This window comes from Collibacillus ludicampi, assembly GCF_023705585.1.
In the GTDB taxonomy this organism is placed as follows: Bacteria; Bacillota; Bacilli; order Tumebacillales; family BOQE01; genus Collibacillus; species Collibacillus ludicampi.
In genome coordinates, this window is the sequence record NZ_BOQE01000002.1 from 17,668 (window position 1) to 36,827 (window position 19,160).

Genomic DNA, 19,160 nt, shown 5'->3' on the forward strand with positions numbered 1-19,160 from the left:
ATAATAAGAATACATGTTCGCTTTTTGAGAGGGGAATCATAATGAAGAACAGGCGCATTCTTCTTTGCGATATGAATTCCTTCTATGCCAGTGTCGAACAAGCCCGTGACCCAAGTCTGCGGGGAAAACCGGTGATCGTAGCCGGTAACCCTGAAACGAGAAATGGAATTGTGCTCGCGGTTTCAAAAGAAGCGAAGGCCTACGGGGTAAAGACAGCTATGGTTCTTGCAGAAGCGCTTGGACGATGCCCACAGGCTATTGTTGTGCGTCCGCATATGCAGCTCTACATCGATGTTTCGGTTCATATCATGTCTATCGCCCAACAGTTTACGGATCTCGTGGAGGTCTACTCAATCGACGAGCTCTTTATTGATCCCACGGGAACAGAACGACTTTGGGGTGACGCCTGGGAAGTGGCTCGGCAATTTCGTCAGGCGGTCATGGATACGGTAGGTATACGTTGTAGCATCGGGATCGGCCCGAATAAACTCGTCGCCAAAGTTTGCGCAGACGTAGAAGCGAAGAAAGCTCCGGAAGGGATTGCTGAATGGACGCCCGATGACATTCCGACGAAAATGTGGCCTTTGCCGATTCGCGATCTTTTTGGCGTCGGCAGCCGTATGGAACACAATTTTTCTCGTATGGGAATTTTGACGATTGGTGATCTCGCCAAGTATCCAAAGCGTCACCTGGTCAAGCGGTGGGGCCTCATGGGTGAAGTGTATCACTTGTCCGCAAACGGGATCGACTACTCTCCTGTGACGCCAACGACCTTTCAAAATGCGATGAAAGGCGTGGGACACTCCATTACCCTAGCGCGAGATTATGAGGATCAACGCGAAATCGAGATTGTACTCTTGGAGCTGACTGAGGAAGTCTGTAGACGAATGAGGGCGATGAAAAAAGCAGGAAAGACGGTGAACGTCTACGTGCGGGACGCGGATATGATCCACGGGTTCGCCCGTTCCTTTTCTTTGCCTACCCATACGAACATAACAATGGACATTTACAGAGGGGTTCTCCATGTGTTTCGGAAATTTTGGTATGGTTCGTCCGTTCGTGCCGTTGGAATGGGGGTAACCAACTTAGCGGATGATACTGAAATGCAGCTAGATCTCTTCAACGATAAGGTCAGAAAGCGGGCGCTAGGATACACAATGGATAGAATCCGTGCCAAGTACGGTTCTACTGCTCTGATGCGTTGCGCTTCTCTCACTAAAGCCGGCATTCTTCCTGAAAGAGCTTCGAAAATCGGTGGGCACTATGCGTAAAAAGACATGAGCGCAAACCCGCGTCATGTCTTTTCCAAAGGGGTTGTATATCAGCAGCAAAAACATGGTATCAATCTTCATTAACACAGACAAGAGGTGATCTTTGTGGCTCGTCGGGCGTCACTTGCGGAACGCGGAAATAAACTTTGGGAAGGTTCTCGCATGATTTTGCCGGAGCATCGGGCGGCGATCACAGAGTATGAGCGAAAGCAGCGTTTGTTGAAAAAGCCGACCCTCGATCCCGATAAATTAGAAGAGATGAGCCGAAAATTATCGGAAGCCCTGCAGGATGAGAAACTTATCACCATTCACGTATTTCATCCGGAAGGAATTGAACGGGTGCATGTCCTTCCTAAGAAAATCGACGTATCTACTCGGATGCTTGTAGGACTCAGTATGCTAGGGGAACGGACTATAAGGATCAAGCTTGACGTCATCATTGATATTGAAGATGCGTTTCAATGATGCCACGAGGAAAAGTGGCATCTTTATTTATGGTTATCGTCCAACTTTTCAAGTATTTGATCGAGTTTCTGATTCATGTTCAATTTGATCTCAACCAGCTCCCGATGGATACTCGCCATCATCCGGTTTAACTGGCTCATCTGATCTTCAATACGTTCGATTCGTTTCTCATCCATATTTCCACCTTCAATAGTTCATTTATGAAATTGGAGACAAGATTCTTCTCAACATCCAATCGATACTTTTCCCAAGCACAATAACAACTCCAAGAGATAACAAAACATTGATTATTTGTCCGGGCATTCATCAATCCTCCTATCGTGTTTACTATATATAATAAGGAAGAAACTCGACTTTTTCTTTCCGTATCGACATACACTAAGCAATTTTCACCAAAAAGTTCCTATTATAAATAATACCATCATATACCAAAATAATAAAGATATACACGAGAAAATTATAATAATTCAAAATAACTTTCGTAATTAGAGCAGAGTAGTTGGTCAATAGCGGGGTACACCGGATGTGGCCTGGGATGCCGATCCAAATACAGGTGTGGCCGTATTTGACAGAATAATTATTTCTACGTACTTTTTATAGTTCATATTTCAGTCAAAATAATAGCCCTATCGGGTCATGTTATTGATTACATATCTGACTACATTTAATGGTAGAAGAAAGGGGATGACGAAAGGCATATGGTTTCTCAATTTCAAACAAATCAAGAACAAAAGCAAGAAAATCATGAGAAGGTAAATGAACATCATACGCGCTGTAAATAATAGTAAAAAATTGAATAATTATGTTTTTGGGAGTTCGTTATGTACCATGTTATAAGAATAATCCATCGTATAGCGGGAATTATTGGTTCTGTCCTCGTTTTAATGATGGCGATAACAGGATTATTGTTGAACCATAGATCATTAATCGGTTATAGTTCAGATACCGAAATGAGGTTGCAGAAATTTATTTTTGGACTTCATTCTGGGACTGTGGGGAACATCTCTATTGTATGGCTTACTGATTTAGGATCGATTTGTATGATTGTTTTAAGTGTGACGGGGTTATGGATATGGTTCAAAGGAAAGAGCATCACACCCATAGTAATAAAACGAAAAACAAGGAGAAATGATCAATGATGAAAGCTAAGAATTTGATAACAATCTCATTAGTCCTATTATTTGGTTTGGGGCAAACAGGATGCAGTACGTCACAACAACCAACACAAGATCATTCCCATGAAGCAGGGGCAACACATGATCACTCAGATCAATCAAATGCACCGACGAATACTCAAAAAGAAAAAGCCATCCAAGATGAATTTAACGGTCTTGCAAAAATCGAAACCGATGTGAATAAAGGTGATTTCCAAAGTGCCGAAAAACTATTCGAACAGCTCCACGAAGAATTTCACTCAGCCATTCTTCCTGCGGTAAAAGAGAAAAATGCAACCGTATACGATGACATACATGATAAGTTTGACTCATTAGAAGAAGCCCTTCATAGCCAAGATAAAAACAAAACAATAAGTGCGATTAAAACGAGTCGTGACAGCCTTAATCAAGCTGTAAAAGTATTGGGGATTTCGGTTAAACAATAGTCTTAAAAAGGCATAAAATATAGGGTTACAATTTCGGTCATTTTATCTTCCGATTGTAACCCTATTTTTTGTTACTTAAGGGTCCCATTAACAAGAGTTTTTTAGCTGCACCTTTGTGTACTAAACTCTTTTTCCTAGATTATGACATAGCATGTACTACCTCAATTTACCAACTCGTCGCTTCATACCAACTAAAAGCCAGTTTTTCCTACTCTAGGGATTACCGGCTTCATTACTTTCTAAAATAACCTAATAGTAGTAAAAGTTATAATTATATGTCAATTGGATCATTTATACTGACGGATCGCAGACTAGTTGAGTCCGATATTATGTGTAAAAATGGACTCTCTTAAAAATAAGAGAGCCATAGTCAAAAACTCTCGGTTAGAATGAAGTTGGCGGAAATCATTCTAGGAGAGCATCATCTACCGAAAATTCCCTGAATATAGAAATGCATTATATACTAAAAACAATAATAATTAGGTAAACGAAAATTATAATGATTCCAAAAAACTTCTGGGTTGTATCGTCGTAGAATTATAACATAGAATGACAATTCTATGTTATGATGAAAATAGACCAAAACCGAAACCCCCCGACACTACGTTAACAGGATTTGGTAAACACCAAAATAACGGGCAAAAATTATGGCGTAGAATTATTTAAGGGGTTTTTATCGGAGAGAATGACCCGGGTATGTACATATGAAAGGAGATATGGGGAACTTTGATTCAGAAGTTTATCGAGGAAGCCTTACGCGGAAAATCCGAGACGACGATCCGTACCTACGCACACGCCCTGAAGCAATTTGAAGAGTGGCTGCAAGGAACCGGGGCCGATCTCACGTCATTCGCTAGGAGTGATGTCCAGCAATACATCGACTACCTGACGAGCAAACGAAAAAGCGCGGCCACGATCAACAAGATCTGGAACGCGATCAAGAAGTATTGCAAGTGGGCCGGTAAAAAGGAAGCGATTGAGGACATCTCTGTGGTGAAACCTGTTGACTACAAGCAATTGGCACCCAAGGCCCTCGACCGCCTGGAACGCAACCGCCTGCTGCGCGAGGTGGACCGTACCGGCAACAAGCGAGACATTGCGATTGTCACCACCCTTTTGATGACCGGGCTTCGTGTCTCCGAATTGGTAGCGCTCAACCGGGAGGATATTGAGATCAGCGAACGAAAAGGCGAAATGCGGGTCGTTGGGAAAGGCAATAAGGAGCGGATCATTCCTTTGAACGCCGAAGTACGCCGAGCACTCACCAAGTATCTGGAGGAACGTTCCGACAACCACCCTGCCCTGTTTCTCAGCAATCGCATGGAACGGATTAGCGTACGATCCGTGCAGCGAATTATCGAGCAATACGGGTTTCATGCGCACCAGTTACGCCATACCTTTATCACGGGGTTGGTACGGGACAATCAGGACATTGCGGTGATTCAGTCGTTAAGCGGACACAGTTCTGCGGATATGATTTTGAGGTACAGTCGCCCGAATGAAGAGGATAAGATTCAGGCGGTGGAGTCGATTTATAAAGACTGACAGCATCTTAAACAAATGAAAATCTCCCCTATGTGTTACCCCTTCCCCTTTCAAAAAAACGCTCAGAAGCGAAAATAGAAGGTCTTTTTCTCGCTGACTTAATGAAAAAATCCCATAAGAGGCAATTAGCTTCTTAAGGGATTTCGGGGGCTGACTTCTACCATTAGCGGTTTGGCCTGCTAACAAGAAAGCAGACGAACCGCCAATAACGGCCGACTACCTTCTTATGCCCATCGGAGACGCCGGAGCCACTTTCACTACTGCACAAATCAAAGCCACCTGCTTGACCGCAACTTCGGGATCTATCATTATATGTCATATGAACCATCAGGAGAAAGACACCGCCGAGGGAATCATGGCAGTTGTCCCTGAACTAAAAAAAGAGGATTCAGGTTTGTGAAATTAGATACCTATCCACTGCAATAATATCTGAGCCCCAAAATTCGCATGCCAAAGGAGCCCACGGACACGCTTTAGTGTCCTTTTTTTGATATGAGGAGGTATGAATAAATGATCTGGAAGGATGACGGTAAGAGAGTCTCTATCCTATCCGATGATTTCAATTATGAGGAGTGTCTTCTTTATCTGAATCGAAATCCCAATGAAATTTTACATGTTGTGAATAGGGATCATAAGACGATTACCAAAGTGATCAAGTTGATTCAAAAACCGGTCCTCTTCCAGATTCAAAGAGAAAGGAATCAACTTGTTGTGTCATTTCCTATGGGTACGCCTGATGAAGAAACTCGTAAAGCAACCGCTTTTTATATCATGAACTGGCTCGATCTCGGTAGAAATCTTGAGCCGTTTTATCAATTGGCTGATGAAGATCCGATTCTACAAAACGTTGTCCATTGTTATAAGGGGCTTCGCATTGTTGGTGTGCTGGATTTGTTTGAGGCCCTCTGTTGGGCTATTATGGGACAACAGGTCAGCCTTCATGTCGCCTATTTATTAAAAAAAAGATTTGTTGAAGCTTTTGGAGAGTATGTATTCTGGGAAGGACAAAATTATTGGGTGTTTCCCACTTTTCAAACTATTGTCAAAGTAAGCGTACAAGACTTACTCCCTCTCAAATTTACACAGAATAAAGCAGAGTATATTCTTGGTGTTGCTCAGCTTATGCAAGAAGGAAAATTGTCTAAAGATATCTTGCATCAATATACAGATTTAGCCGACATTGAAAAGCATTTAATGGCGATCCGGGGGATCGGGCGATGGACAGCCAACTACGTCATCATGAGGTGTTTACGACATCCAGATGCGTTTCCGATTACAGACGTTGGTTTACACAATGCCTTAAAGCATGTTCTTCAACTTGAACACAAACCAAGCCTTCAGGAGGTTGAGGAATGGTCTAAGAATTGGGGTCACTGGAAAGCTTATGCTACCTTTTATCTATGGAGGACGTTATGGAATGATAAATATCCTAGCGCATGATTTTCCTTCCCTTTCCCCTCCATTTCGCTTATATTGGAGATAATGGAGGGGAAATCATGGCGAACCAAACCGTTGAAAAAGAAACATCTAAAAAAGGAACAAAGCAGCAACAGATCAACGTGCAAGATAAAATTCTGAACGATCTTCGTACTTCAAAAAAGAAGGTCAAAATTTTCATGATAAACGGCTTTCAAATGATAGGTACGATAGAGATGTTCGATAATTTCACGATCTTATTGATAAACGAAATGGGAAAACAACAACTTCTTTATAAACATGCCATCTCGACAATACAGCTCGGATAAAAATAGAGGCAGTGGTACCTTTTAGCGCGTGAAAAAGTACCACAGATACTCTCATGGCCCTCACGCTGAACAGAGGGGGTTCTCCCCCTCTGTTTTCATTATGGCGAACTCTCAGAATCATAAAAAATAAATAAGAGGTGAATCAATGCAGGTTATACCATTTGGATTTCACTTTGATTTTCTTTTCAAATCTTTCCTATCTATTGTTTTGTGTATGCTTTTCATTTCATGTGTTTTGGGCCTCTTATATAGACTAACTTTCAAATGGCTACCTAATGATGTTTACGATTTCGGGTTGAAAATCGTATTAGGATCGGGAGTATTGTTCGGAATTTACTTAGGATTAAAAAGCATGAAAACAAGTGAGGATGAAACAATAAAAAATTGACCAGAATGATTACTATTAGAGGAGGCGATGGGATGTTTTTCGTGAACGAGGAACATGAACGAAATTTTGATAGGTGTCTAGCAAAGTGGCCTGGATCAGAAAGAAATCCGGAGTATCTTTCTGCATGTTATATAGCCGCACACCCAGAAATATTTAAATGTTTTGATCTCTCCAAACAAGAGCATGGGCCATTCGACTGGTATTTCGACTATCTTCATGATCCGGATGATTTTATCCAGCGAAGTAATAAAGGAGAGACGAGCGGTAAGGTCGCTCCATTAACGGAACTCATCGCCTGGTAGAAGCAGCATTGAATTTATGGAATGGAAACCAACAGTTTTCGTTAGCAGATGGTCTTGCTACCTGGGGCGAGGAACACTATAAAGTCTTTTTGCAGGCACTCGAATTGAGAAGGAATCGAAATGTAATTAATATACGCTAGGGCGGGAATTCCCGCCCTGCATCCTGGAATAATCCATTCAGGTGAAATAGTTTAAGATTCCTCATTGCTTTTCTTCCGTCTGCGTCTTGGTTTTTCTGATACAGTGTGAGACGGTTCAATAGCCGTTCCTAAATCAGTCCCCGTTGCTTCATTCACTGTTTCTGGCGTATCAGATTGTGATTTCATTCGTTCAATACTCATTTTTAACGATTCCATGAGGTCAACAACGTTATTCGCACGGGGAGCAGCCGGTTCCTCGATCTCGATGTTCTGTATTTTGGCTTGAATCAGCTGCTTAAGAGCTTCCTCATAGTTACTTTTGTAGTCATTACGAAAGGCCTCACTAATCTGCTCAATCAACGTTTTGGCCATCTCAAGTTCATCTTCATTGACCGCTATATGATCGATCTCCGTGATCCCCGGTACTCCTTCTTCCTTCCTTACTTCGTCCGGATAATGAATCATATTCAACACAAGGCCCCGGTTGTGGAGTCGAATCACTGCCAAATGTTCACTTGTACGGAATGCTACCTTCACGACTGCTATCTTTCCCGTGGCATCCATCGCATCATGAAGGAGTTTGTATGGCTTCGCCCCAAACTCGCCAGGCCCGATATAGTACGCTTTTTCGAAGTAGATCGGATCAATGTCATCTTTATTGGTGAAATGCAGGATCTCGATCGTCCGCAAGGTCGGTAAAGGCAATTTTTCCAAATCATCGTCCGTAAGAACGACGTAGTTTCCCGGTGCATATTCGTATCCACGGATGATTTCATTGTTTGAGATTTCGCGGTTACATACGGGACACCATTTCTTATATTGGATCGGACTTCGGCACTCTTCATGTAGACTGCGGAAACTTGTGAAGTGATCTTCCGTGGCTTTGTACAAACTCACAGGGATATTGACGAGCCCAAAACTAATACTTCCTTTCCACATCGATCGCATAACCATCCCCCATTTCTTATCCATAAAATTCCCAAAAAACGAAGCATAAAAACATGGGAATGGTTTAAAGTCCGTTGGTTTTCCTTCCATTCATCCCCTGTAGAATTCAATTTCTCCACATGGGAAAATACACAAGCGAGGTGTGTGCTTGTGCTTTTCCAACCAATCAAACCGATGTTAGCTTCCATGCAGAAGACGTTCGATCTCAGAAACCCAGATTACTTTTATGAACTAAAGGCAGATGGATGGAGATGCCTTCTACATAAGCAAGGTCGAAAGATCGAAGTCTTCACCCGGCATGGGAACCGGATTACAGAGAGGTTTCCGGAGTTCCAAGCAGCTGCAGATGCCATCAAGGTTAACGAAGCCATTATTGATTGTGAAGGCGTTTGTTATCGGGACGGACGAACCATCTTTGATGACTTTAATTATCGCGGTCGCTTAACAGATCCGGCTAAAATCGCTGTTGCAAGCGAGCAAATGCCGGCGACATTAATCGCCTTTGATGTCCTCTATTCGATTGGTACGGATCACATAAAAAATGATCTGATCTCACGAAAGCAAATTCTTCAGGAAATCATTGAGCCTAGCGATGTGATCACATCAACCCTTTTTGTCGATGAGATCGGTGATTGGCTCTTGGAATGGACGAAACAAAACCATTGGGAAGGTATTGTAGCGAAACATAAACGATCACAGTATTTTTTGGATACACGAAGCTCAGAGTGGGTTAAAATCAAGAATTTCCGTACGATCGATGCAGTCATATTGGGATACCGTCTAAAACCGAATTTCGGACTCATTGTCGGACTTCATTTTCCAACTATCTCGTATAAGCCGGTTGCCACAGTGGAGTTTGGCTTTAAACCAGAGGAAAAGGAAGCTTTTTTAGGAGTCGCGAAGCAAATACACACATTCAGAGATCGAAATGGTGTTCAATGGGTAGAACCTTTGCTTTGTTGCGAAATTCAGTATTTGGAGCGAACAGAAAATCACAATTTACGGATCACATCTTTTAAAAGATTTCTCCCTAACAAGAACCCGGAAGATTGTAAATGGGTATCTTAAACAGAATATCTCCCTTTCATGCTCAAAAGCCCATATCTTAGAAACAGATATGGGCTAGTACTATACGTTTATTTTTTGTAGTCGAGATCTACCTTTTTCGGTCAAACGAATATAACAATCCTTACTCCCCTCTTCTCCTTTCCAAACGTATTCAATGAGTCCCGCTTGATGAAGCTGCGCTTCCCATTTCCTGAATTGTGTATGATGGATTTCACCATTCGCTTCACGGATTATATGCAGAAAGGCTTCACTAATTCGCATTCAGATCACCCTTTCGACCAATCAAGAATATATTGTTATTATTATAATTCAAAATATTATGCTAATATGAGTTTTTTAACCCTATATTTCCCATCCTTATGATGAACTTTATGAATTTATGTTCTTTGAAGGCAATCCTTGATTTCCTGAAAGGAACATTTTGTCGAACTATGAAAATTCAACGTAGAGCGAGAAGGAATTGGCAAATTCATAGCGAATAGAAAGTATTAAAGCCACCGCTCGCCACGGTGACTTTAGATATAGCCGACACACACCGTCGGTTATTAAGTTGTATGTAGATATTTCTACATCAACTTCTGAATTCCTTCCTGACGATAAAAAAAATCAGGCAGGGCGACGGTGAACAGATCGGCGCTCTGCTTTTTATTTTTTAAGAGATAGAGAGAAAAAAGAAAAAACCAAAAAAGATCAAGATCACAATAAAACTACTAAAAAGCTAAGAGCAAAAAAAAAAGTCCCCCATGAAAGGAGGAAAGGCTTTAAGCCGAAAAAGTAATAAAGAAAAAGCGCTTTGGTTGGCAGACCAGTTGAGCGCTTGTTATCAACCTTGTGGTTTCAATTAGAAGAATACCACAGGGATTGGCTTTGTGCAATCTTTTTTCGGCAAATAAGCCACAAGAATGGCTATAAAAAAATACCATTTTGATGGCCCTAAATTTTTCACTTTCAATCGTCAAAAACTTCCTGCTCTTAAACTCCCCGCGAGTGCTATCGCGGTCTATGTCCTCTTACACTTCATCTGCGACGGAGATACCGGCGAATTCGCTAGGGACGATTCCGAACTGTCCCGTATGTCCAAGATCCCCAGGCAAACGATCTGGACAGGCTTTCGGTACCTAGTTGATGCCGGACTCGTCTACCACGTTGAAGGAGCTTTTTACATGATCGCGGACTATGCTCCTCTACGTGCGAAGGAAGGCTCTTATTTTCGCATCCCCAAAGAGTTTATTTCGATCTTGGCGAAGTGTGTGCGTCATCACGTAGCTGATGTCATTCTCTTCGGTTTGCAAGTGCTGGACCAACTACGCAATGAAGACGCAAAAGCACACTACAGTAAAGTTTCAATGAAGAGATACCTGGGCTCGTTCCTATGCCGTATCAAGCGTAAATTGGAACTGCTCAAGGATGTCATCACTTATGTGATTCAAGTAGGCCCCAATGGTGAGACGTTCATTTTTAAACCGATCGTGAAAGTCTTGGCCAGTGAAGAACAGGTGAAACATCGCAACACAAAAGGTAAGATCGCCAAATATCTAAAAGATTCGCTTGAAGCTACGAAGCGTACATACCGAGTCGTGCATCAAGAATCCAGGCGTTTTATCAATACCTGCATTCGCTTCATCTATGACTATTGCCAAGAAAACTGGATCGACGAGAATCAAATGATCCAGCTTTCGCGGCTGGTCGGAATTACACTGGCTCAAAAACGAGCCAACGGAGATCCGGTGCAATACCCGCGTGCTTACCTGCAAGCATCGATTGATGATCTGGTAGCACAACTCTAATTTTAAAAAACAAATAACAAAAATTGGGTTCGAACACCATTCCACGGATGGTGTGTTTTGGCGTGCCTAAAAATCCATAGAACACATCAGAAGGAGCTACTTCCATGTGGGAGTGCTCCCTTTTTTGTGTCTTTTTCGCTTCTGAGTACCCCTTTTGTCTTTTTCTTGCATACAGATTGTCATATAGCTGAATGATATTTGTCATTTTACTGAAGGCCAAAAATTAGAATGTAATTTTTGTGAAGCTCATTTGTCGTTTTTATGAAGGCAGATCGGTATGAAAAGCAAAATCTAGCAAGAGGTCTGTCGTTTTTTTGAATTTGATAGTTTCCGGAAATCCCTTGTAGGATATGGCTTCTGAGAGGATCTATTGAGGGTACTTAACTTTGAATTTTTACCTGTAATGATCTTTTATAGAGGAAAGACTTTAACGTAAGTCTTGCAGACTTATTCCTACTTACTCTCTACCTCATAGACATGATAAGAAATGAAACCCCCTATTTGAGAAATAGGGGCAAAATAAAGGTATTCGGGATGGCAACAATATTTTATAATTTTAAAAATAATTTTGCAACTATTCACGTCAGATTCTATTTTTAATCCACAAATGTAAGATATAATAATACCACTGACTCCTCATTAAGGCGTGGTCATTACGACTGCGTCTTTTTTTTCATTGGTTTGTCTTCCCCCGAAGTTTCGATAAAGCGTGTTCGGGCGCAGTTATGTTTAGGATTTCTCAAAAAAGTAGTAGACCCCTACGTCTAAAAACGTAAGAGTCTATAGTAGGTACGGGAGGTTGAATGATGATGGATCAATCTTTCGTATTCTTAACCATCACTAATCACGTTTGTGCGCTGTCCTTTTCATTCCGCAAGTTCCTTTTGCTTCATACCACGCTCCTCTAGTATATTTTTACTAGTGGTTTTTGATGTGAGAATATGGGAGATCTATTCAAACGCCAGTAATCATTGTAATAAGTGAATGTGTAGTCTACATTGATTATTTATTAATAAATTATTATATCTAGCACAATCCTTATTATCACTTCATTCCGACATGGAGAATGTTTCAAGTCATAAACCACACGGCTAAAGCCGTGGGCTTGCAGTTATAGCTTACGCTACACCGCGTATGGCTGTATGATGGCAGCTCGACTTACAATTACGCAAGCCGCATTGTGGTCGGCATGGTCAGAGGCCCGCACGACACCAATACATCGGTCAATCGGTGTTCCATCAGGAATCTCAACAACAATCACTCAATGTAGAAAGGAGTGGAAGAAATGGCGCATTCCTCCCACGCATTTAGGCGTGGGAGGAATGCGCTGTTTTCTGTGAACAGCCTGCTTCGTATTTCTTCAGTATAGTGTTATTATTCGTGTATATCACTAGAGGATCTCCTTCTTAAATCCCTAATGATCGAGAAACCATTTTATACAGTATATCAGGCTTAACTAAATATACATAAGATATTCAAATAACTTATACAAATAACATTATAATTTTAAATATGGTAATCTCTTCCCAACAATTTAAAATATAATAGTATTAAGGGCAAACCAGTAGAAATGCTGGGACGCAAAGCCACGGGTCTACGGGTAAGTAAAGCCTATGACCGCCGGGTTGCCGTTATATAATAGCGCGAGAAACTTTTGATCCTAAATCTGTGATTATCAATTTTTGAATCCGGTTTGGAAAAAAGTCTCTTTCTCATATATATGGCAACCTTGAAATTTTAAGAGGTTGCCATTTTAATTTCATTCACAAATCTTATTACGAAGGTTGGTGAAACACTATGTAGCTAATAATACCAACTTCAGATTAAATAAGGTAACTGAAAGGAAGGGTTTAGGGTGAAGAATAAAATTCATTTTAGTATCAAAAACAAATTAATATTAATTTTTTTGGTAATCTTACTCTTTCCTAGCCTTGTAATTGGTTCTTTGTCTTATAAAACAGCAGAATCGAAGGTGAGCGATGAGATATTACGAAGTGCGAACGAAAACGTAGCTCTTCTTAACCATAATGTTGACCTCATTATCGGTTCTAAAATGCAAGATATTGATTTACTATCTCGGCAAGTATCAGCAAACTCTATTCAAGATGATAAGATGAAAGGATTACTAGATCAATATAAGTCCCTTCATTCAGAAGTGGAAAGTATATTCATAGGAACTTCAGATGGATCTTTTATTGATTCTCCTAAATTAAAGTTACCAAATAATTTTGATCCCAGAAAAATGTTATGGTATCAGCAGGCTATGGATAATAAGGGGAAAGTTATAGTTACTAATCCCTTCCCAGATCCTTCTACAAATGAATTCGTCGTCACTATAGCGAGAAGTATTTATGATGGATCTGGCGTCATAGCAGTGAACCTCAAGTTGGAAACGTTGATGAATGCAGTGAAAACTGCGAATATCGGAGAAAAAGGATATGCATTTATTGTAGATCAAAATAAAAAAATTGTTGTTCATCCCACTCTGAAAACCGGATCTGCCTCATTTAAACAAATAGATCCGATGTTTCAACAGGAATCTGGAATATTCGAGTATATGGGTTCCGACGGTCTTACAAAAGAATTATTTTTCGCAACAAATAAACTAACCGGTTGGAAAATTGCGGGTACCATGTATACATATGAAGTCACTGATGCGGCAAAACCAATCTATCATACAACATTTATAGTAGTTGCCATATCTGTAGTTCTGGGCGCAATTTTAGCTTATTATTTCATTCGCTCAATCACCCTCCGGTTGAAAACATTAATCAACGCGTCAGAAAAAATAAGTCAGGGAGACCTAACTGAAACGATAGATATAAAATCCAACGATGAATTAGGCAAATTAAGCCATAGTTTCAATTCTATGGTCGAATCGCTTCGGTCTATTATATTAGGGGTGTCTGATACATCTAGTCAATTGGCGGCTTCATCAGAAGAATTATCCGCAAGTGCAGAACAAACAAGCCAAGCAACGGAGCATATTGTATATACCATACAGGAAATAGCAACAGGATCTGAGCAGCAAGCACAGCATACGGAAGAGACAGCTCAAACAGTGAATAACTTAGTAATAGATATCCAACAAATAGCTGCAAACGCGCAAAATGTTTCTGAATCCGTATCACAGGCTCATTCAGTGGTTCAAGAAGGGCATCGAGCGATCCAAACAACGGTCAATGAAATGAATGTTATCAGTACTATTGTCGATAAGACAAATCAAGCAGTAAAACGTCTCAGTTCTCATTCTGCTGAGATTGGGAAGATTGTAGATATTATTACCAATATAGCTGATCAGACAAATCTTCTTGCATTGAATGCAGCTATTGAAGCAGCAAGAGCCGGTGAACAAGGTCGAGGTTTTGCAGTTGTTGCGAATGAAGTAAGATTATTAGCGGAGCAGTCCGCTCAATCTGCTCAACAAATTTCAGAAGTCATTCTCACAATCCAAAAGGAAATCAACGATGTAATTCATGATAGTGAGGAAGGTGAAAAAGAGGTTATTAACGGGATTCAAAACGTACAGAAGATTGATGAATCGTTTAGTCAGATTCAACAATCTATATCTAATGTGTTCAATCAAATTCAAGAAATATCGGCTTCCGTACAGCAAATGGCAGCAGGTTCAGAAAAGGTTGTTCAAGTAATGGAAAATATAAAAGAAATAGCAATAACATTTGCTTCAGGAACCCAAAATGTATCTGCGGCTGCTGAAGAACAATTAGCCTCAATGGAAGAAATCAGTGCTTCTGCGTCTACATTATCCAAATTAGCAATCGAGTTATCGCAATCAGTCGAAAGGTTTAAAATGTGAAATACTGCTTTTCGCATTAACTTCGACATTTTCTATCTGGTTATAAATACATTGTAATATTTCCTTATTATGCGCCTTATGAAAGGCGCATAATTTTTCTTTTAAAAAAGAACGAGGCGTTGTTATGAAATCTTATAAGGCAATGACGATCTTGATTTAACCTTTATTAGCTTCATGAAGACTTCTCCTCTGAAACCACCACTTCAAAAAAGGGGTAATAATAAATAAAATGAAAAACAATCGAAATAGTTGATAAGCCGAGATTACGGATAAATTTGCATGAACCTCCATTGCTGTGACTCCCATTTCTGCAATACCGCCTGGTGCAGTACTCAAAAAAGCTGTTATAAGAGAAACGGGATAAATGAAAGATATAAATTTACCGGCCAAGAATGATAAAACAATTAATCCAATACTCGATAATCCGGTGAGTAACACTAATAACCCCAAATTTTTATTAAATTTCAGATTCATCGATAGTCCCATTGTTGTACCTATAAATAATTGAGCGAGATAAGTCATCCATTTGGGGAGTTGTGGTGCTTGAAAATTTACAAGTACAAGTAAAGCAGTGACAAGCATTGAACCCAAAAGAAACGGAATTGGCAGATTAAGTTTAACCGCTCCCCAACAACCAATCACTACAATTACGAAGTAAATTGCATAATGAATCCATGAAAGTTGTAGATTATGGATTGATATCATTGTCAAATCCATACTGTCATTCACATTTGAATGTACAAGAATTCTGTTGACTACGAGAAACGGAACGATAAAAATCACAGACATTAAACGTATGGTTTGCATAAGAGTTACAATTGCTTCATTTGTCTCTTTCAATTCATGGCTTAATGCAACCATTTGGATCAGTCCACCTGGTATCGATCCAAGGATTCCACTAAACATATGAGCTTCTGAGCATTTTGCGATCACATAACCCATGAGTATACTAAAAAGCACCATTGTCCCTGTAGTGAGTAACATCATTGGTAATTGTAAGACGATCTGTTGTAGGATTGGATAAGTAAAAGAAATACCAATTGAATAGCCGATAATGGCTAAGCCAATCTTATTCAAGTAAGACGGCCAATATAAGGTACGTTCTGTTAATTTACTCCATAAAATAGTTGATACTAATGGGCCGAGCATCCAGGACAAGGGTATATGTATGAAAGTAAATATCGCTCCTCCTATAAGTGCTAACAACGTTGTACGTAAAAGCAGGAATATTTTATTTCGGACAGATCGTTCTAACATGAATAAATTCCTTTCTATAGAAAATAAATGACATACACATCTTGTGCATGTCACTATCACCATCTATGTTTCGATAAGATTAACTTTAAGCAGATACACCTTTATAATGATGAAATTGAAACAGATTCACTTCTTCATTGGATAATAACTTATCTATACGATCCGCTAAGATACCAGTAATTAAGTCTTTATAATTGATCCCCATTTCCTTTAGTCCGAGACAAACGATACTGGTTATATTATCAGCGGGTCTTTTCAAATCCGGTTTCGGATTAACCTCAAGTATATTCAAGTTTCCATTTTCATCAGCTCTAATATCCAATCGAATCAGAGATGATAAATGGAATGCTTCATAAACTTTTTGTGTGATTTGAACAATATCAGATAGAAGTTTTTCTTCTTTCTTTCCATTTAACAACGTTACCCTTTTTTCACTAATTTGTTTTTGATCCATAGAAGTAAAAATCATTTCCCCTGGTTCAAACACACGTTCCGACACAGAAAAAACTTGAGGATCTGGATGTTTAAAGAATTGACCCTCTTTATACTGTACATGTCCATATACAGAGGCGCAAAATTCCCTACCCGATAAATATTTTTCAATCATGACAAGATTATGAGTTTGATTATATACTTCTTTTACTTTCACTGTTAAATCACTGAGTTTTTCAACGTAATGAACATGTAAAGAAGCTCTTCCTGATACCGGTTTAACAATAAATGGGCCGTCATATTTGGCAAAGGTATTTTGAAATTCCTCGTTGGCAGATGGTAGAAAGTCTCCTTTCGAACCATCCCAGGTGACAAATGGAGCGGTTGGGATCCCGTAACTATGTAATAAATGTTTGAATATATGTTTATTATCTAATAAAGTTGCGTTGATTGGATTATGTCCAACATACGGGATACCCAACATTTCTAATATTCCAGCCGTATGTGACATTGGGTTAATTCCTTGAACCCCACCAGTGTTGAGCCAAACGAATTGTATTTGTTCTTTTTTCAGGTTATCGATAAGGGACATATCATCTGGAAAAATAGTGACCCATTGAAATCCATTTTCACGAAGAGCATTTTGAATATCATATGCTACTGTCTTATAACTTTTCCATGATCTATAATTCCGTGTCTTATTAATGACTGCATTTTCCTCACTACTGTCCCCACCGTACACAACAGCAATTCGTAAATGTTTACGTATCTCTTCCATAAGGTCAGGAAGCTGAAAAAAACTATAACGTCCAAATCTTGACATAAAATATCACCCTCTTATCTAAATATATATTTTATTAATATTCTATTTAATAAATAGAATATCAATATCTTGTTAAATACTATGTGATTTTTTGTTAATTTTCGTTGAATATTTGTATCATTACCCAATTAATTATAATATTAACCATTTATATATAAATTTTCCTTATGCGATAGGAATCCCTGATCATTTCCTTCTTTGCTAAAACAGGTCGTCTAGCGAAGATGGTTATAATAGAAATGTTCTCGGTTATGATGCATTGACTAGTCACACCAATTTGGTGCAAAAGAGATCCTCTTTGAGGGTCTTTTTTGCATCGACATAATATGTCGAAGTTTGTCGATATATTGAAATTTTTGTCGAAGAAGCATAAAATATTGAAGTGTAAGCGAATCATCCATCTAGCATGACATCAGTGCGGTAAGCCATACCGCATCTTTTTTTATTCGATTTTATAATACGCACGAAAAAAAGCGCTAAAGAGCGGTTTCAAACGAACGATCCAATCGATTCATTTGTTTTTTGATTGTCTTTGCTATGGGGGTTGCTTCTAATTCCCCTTTTAAGTTTCGATATTCATCAAGAAATGAAGAGACATCCGGCTTTATACCTTTTTTCTTGCATTCTCGGGCCATAACACGAAGATAGTAAAGAAACACCACTTCCGAGAATATGGTATCAGTTTTCGGATTACGGCTGAGATGTTCACCTGTTTTTATAATTCCTTTTTTTATTTGATCAACCTTACGCCGAACACTTGAAAATGGAAGCCCTAGAGACATGGAAAGTTGCCGGATCGACATGTGATGAAGATTTTCTTTTATGAAGGCAACTTCCGAATGCGTCCAACAATGATGTACCATCGAACGATTCTTGTATCTCTTCTCCCCCATTGCTTTACATTTCCCTCTTTCTAATTTTGATCTACTAATTGCTTTCGAAAAAGTAAAGAAATCCACCTTACATAAGGTGGATTTCTTTATTCCACCTCTTCGGTAACTGGCTGGCATAGTCATTGACCGTAGCCCCTCTAGCTTTGCGTCCCTGGCTTTCGCCAGGTTTGCCATTATCGGAGGTTAGATTTTAGTAGTGTAAATTTCTTCCCTTATTTTTATACAAAATATGACAAAATACAAGTCTTAGTTTTTTATGTTACAGGACCAATCCCTCGTAAACAAACGTAAACACATAGTTTTTGTAAAGTGGTGTAACAAAAATTCTTGGCATTGGATTTTGTGTTGAGTCCCAATTGGGGACTGTGGAGTGATAGGTCGCTCATCGTTATTTCACACTCAAAAATTGAAGGAATTATAGGTTATGCTCGGAGTTTCTTCTTGTATCCATCGGTTGATTCGTTTATTGAGAACACAAAATTTGACCGTAAATGAACCATATTTTTTTATAACGTCTGATTTCTTCATGCCATGTTCAGCGAGGGTATGACGATTCAAAACCACTTCTGCCACGTAATTACATCCTGGAAACGAGCAACGTTCCATTCTATATCCACCCCTAGCCCCCATGAAAAATTGATTGTTCAAAAATGAAGAGATGGAGCTTTTTTCCCCCATT

The 19,160-nt window shown here is 39.7% G+C and carries 15 protein-coding genes and 2 riboswitches; of the genes, 10 read left to right on the forward strand and 5 right to left on the reverse strand.

The annotated features are described in order from the left end of the window. The first annotated feature begins 41 nt into the window (after nucleotides 1-41). Together DNHGIG_RS20480 and DNHGIG_RS20485 are read left to right on the forward strand one after the other, a co-directional pair. Nucleotides 42-1,271 (forward strand): DNA polymerase IV, encoded by a 1,230-nt coding sequence (locus DNHGIG_RS20480; protein WP_282201516.1) that lies wholly within the window; start codon nucleotides 42-44, stop codon nucleotides 1,269-1,271. 105 nt (nucleotides 1,272-1,376) lie between these two features. Then, the gene (locus tag DNHGIG_RS20485) at nucleotides 1,377-1,736 is read left to right on the forward strand and encodes a YolD-like family protein (protein ID WP_282201517.1); all 360 of its coding nucleotides are present in this window, start codon (nucleotides 1,377-1,379) and stop codon (nucleotides 1,734-1,736) included. A gap of 23 nt (nucleotides 1,737-1,759) precedes the next feature. Here DNHGIG_RS20485 and DNHGIG_RS20490 read toward each other — a convergent pair whose 3' ends face one another. Continuing rightward, complete coding sequence (locus DNHGIG_RS20490) at nucleotides 1,760-1,912, reverse strand: hypothetical protein (RefSeq protein ID WP_282201518.1); 153 nt, start codon at nucleotides 1,910-1,912, stop codon at nucleotides 1,760-1,762. A 959-nt stretch (nucleotides 1,913-2,871) separates the two neighbouring features. Between DNHGIG_RS20490 and DNHGIG_RS20495 the strand changes: the two genes are divergently transcribed. From DNHGIG_RS20495 to DNHGIG_RS20515, 5 genes are all read left to right on the forward strand, one after another. Next, nucleotides 2,872-3,336 (forward strand): hypothetical protein, encoded by a 465-nt coding sequence (locus DNHGIG_RS20495; RefSeq protein WP_282201519.1) that lies wholly within the window; start codon nucleotides 2,872-2,874, stop codon nucleotides 3,334-3,336. A gap of 726 nt (nucleotides 3,337-4,062) precedes the next feature. Beyond that, nucleotides 4,063-4,881: a tyrosine-type recombinase/integrase gene (locus DNHGIG_RS20500; protein WP_282201520.1), complete on the forward strand. Its 819-nt coding sequence runs from the start codon at nucleotides 4,063-4,065 to the stop codon at nucleotides 4,879-4,881. Nucleotides 4,882-5,529: 648 nt separating this feature from the next. Further along, nucleotides 5,530-6,321: a DNA-3-methyladenine glycosylase family protein gene (locus DNHGIG_RS20505; protein ID WP_282201521.1), complete on the forward strand. Its 792-nt coding sequence runs from the start codon at nucleotides 5,530-5,532 to the stop codon at nucleotides 6,319-6,321. Nucleotides 6,322-6,377: 56 nt separating this feature from the next. After that, on the forward strand, nucleotides 6,378-6,626 hold the full coding sequence (gene hfq, locus DNHGIG_RS20510; RefSeq protein WP_282201522.1) for an RNA chaperone Hfq: 249 nt from the start codon (nucleotides 6,378-6,380) through the stop codon (nucleotides 6,624-6,626). Nucleotides 6,627-7,046: 420 nt separating this feature from the next. Continuing rightward, on the forward strand, nucleotides 7,047-7,316 hold the full coding sequence (locus tag DNHGIG_RS20515) for a DUF2538 family protein (RefSeq protein ID WP_282201523.1): 270 nt from the start codon (nucleotides 7,047-7,049) through the stop codon (nucleotides 7,314-7,316). Nucleotides 7,317-7,507: 191 nt separating this feature from the next. Here DNHGIG_RS20515 and ku read toward each other — a convergent pair whose 3' ends face one another. After that, nucleotides 7,508-8,404: a non-homologous end joining protein Ku gene (ku, locus tag DNHGIG_RS20520; RefSeq protein ID WP_282201524.1), complete on the reverse strand. Its 897-nt coding sequence runs from the start codon at nucleotides 8,402-8,404 to the stop codon at nucleotides 7,508-7,510. A 150-nt stretch (nucleotides 8,405-8,554) separates the two neighbouring features. Between ku and DNHGIG_RS20525 the strand changes: the two genes are divergently transcribed. The 3 genes from DNHGIG_RS20525 to DNHGIG_RS20535 all read left to right on the forward strand — a co-directional run bounded on the left by DNHGIG_RS20525 (nucleotide 8,555) and on the right by DNHGIG_RS20535 (nucleotide 15,076). Further along, nucleotides 8,555-9,472: an ATP-dependent DNA ligase gene (locus tag DNHGIG_RS20525; protein ID WP_282201525.1), complete on the forward strand. Its 918-nt coding sequence runs from the start codon at nucleotides 8,555-8,557 to the stop codon at nucleotides 9,470-9,472. Nucleotides 9,473-10,635: 1,163 nt separating this feature from the next. Further along, nucleotides 10,636-11,259 carry a hypothetical protein gene (locus DNHGIG_RS20530; protein WP_282201526.1) on the forward strand — a complete coding sequence of 208 codons (624 nt, stop codon included), beginning with the start codon at nucleotides 10,636-10,638 and terminating at the stop codon, nucleotides 11,257-11,259. 1,545 nt (nucleotides 11,260-12,804) lie between these two features. Then, a riboswitch (cyclic di-GMP riboswitch) is annotated at nucleotides 12,805-12,892 on the forward strand. A 222-nt stretch (nucleotides 12,893-13,114) separates the two neighbouring features. After that, on the forward strand, nucleotides 13,115-15,076 hold the full coding sequence (locus DNHGIG_RS20535) for a methyl-accepting chemotaxis protein (RefSeq protein WP_282201527.1): 1,962 nt from the start codon (nucleotides 13,115-13,117) through the stop codon (nucleotides 15,074-15,076). A gap of 156 nt (nucleotides 15,077-15,232) precedes the next feature. Here DNHGIG_RS20535 and DNHGIG_RS20540 read toward each other — a convergent pair whose 3' ends face one another. The 3 genes from DNHGIG_RS20540 to DNHGIG_RS20550 form a co-directional block, all read right to left on the reverse strand. After that, nucleotides 15,233-16,333 (reverse strand): AbrB family transcriptional regulator, encoded by a 1,101-nt coding sequence (locus DNHGIG_RS20540; protein WP_282201528.1) that lies wholly within the window; start codon nucleotides 16,331-16,333, stop codon nucleotides 15,233-15,235. A gap of 85 nt (nucleotides 16,334-16,418) precedes the next feature. After that, nucleotides 16,419-17,588 (reverse strand): D-alanine--D-alanine ligase family protein, encoded by a 1,170-nt coding sequence (locus DNHGIG_RS20545; protein WP_282201529.1) that lies wholly within the window; start codon nucleotides 17,586-17,588, stop codon nucleotides 16,419-16,421. 476 nt (nucleotides 17,589-18,064) lie between these two features. After that, entirely contained in the window at nucleotides 18,065-18,481 is a 417-nt protein-coding gene (locus tag DNHGIG_RS20550; RefSeq protein ID WP_282201530.1) for a hypothetical protein, read from the reverse strand. Nucleotides 18,482-18,579: 98 nt separating this feature from the next. Beyond that, nucleotides 18,580-18,663, reverse strand: a riboswitch (cyclic di-GMP riboswitch). Nucleotides 18,664-19,160: the final 497 nt, after the last annotated feature.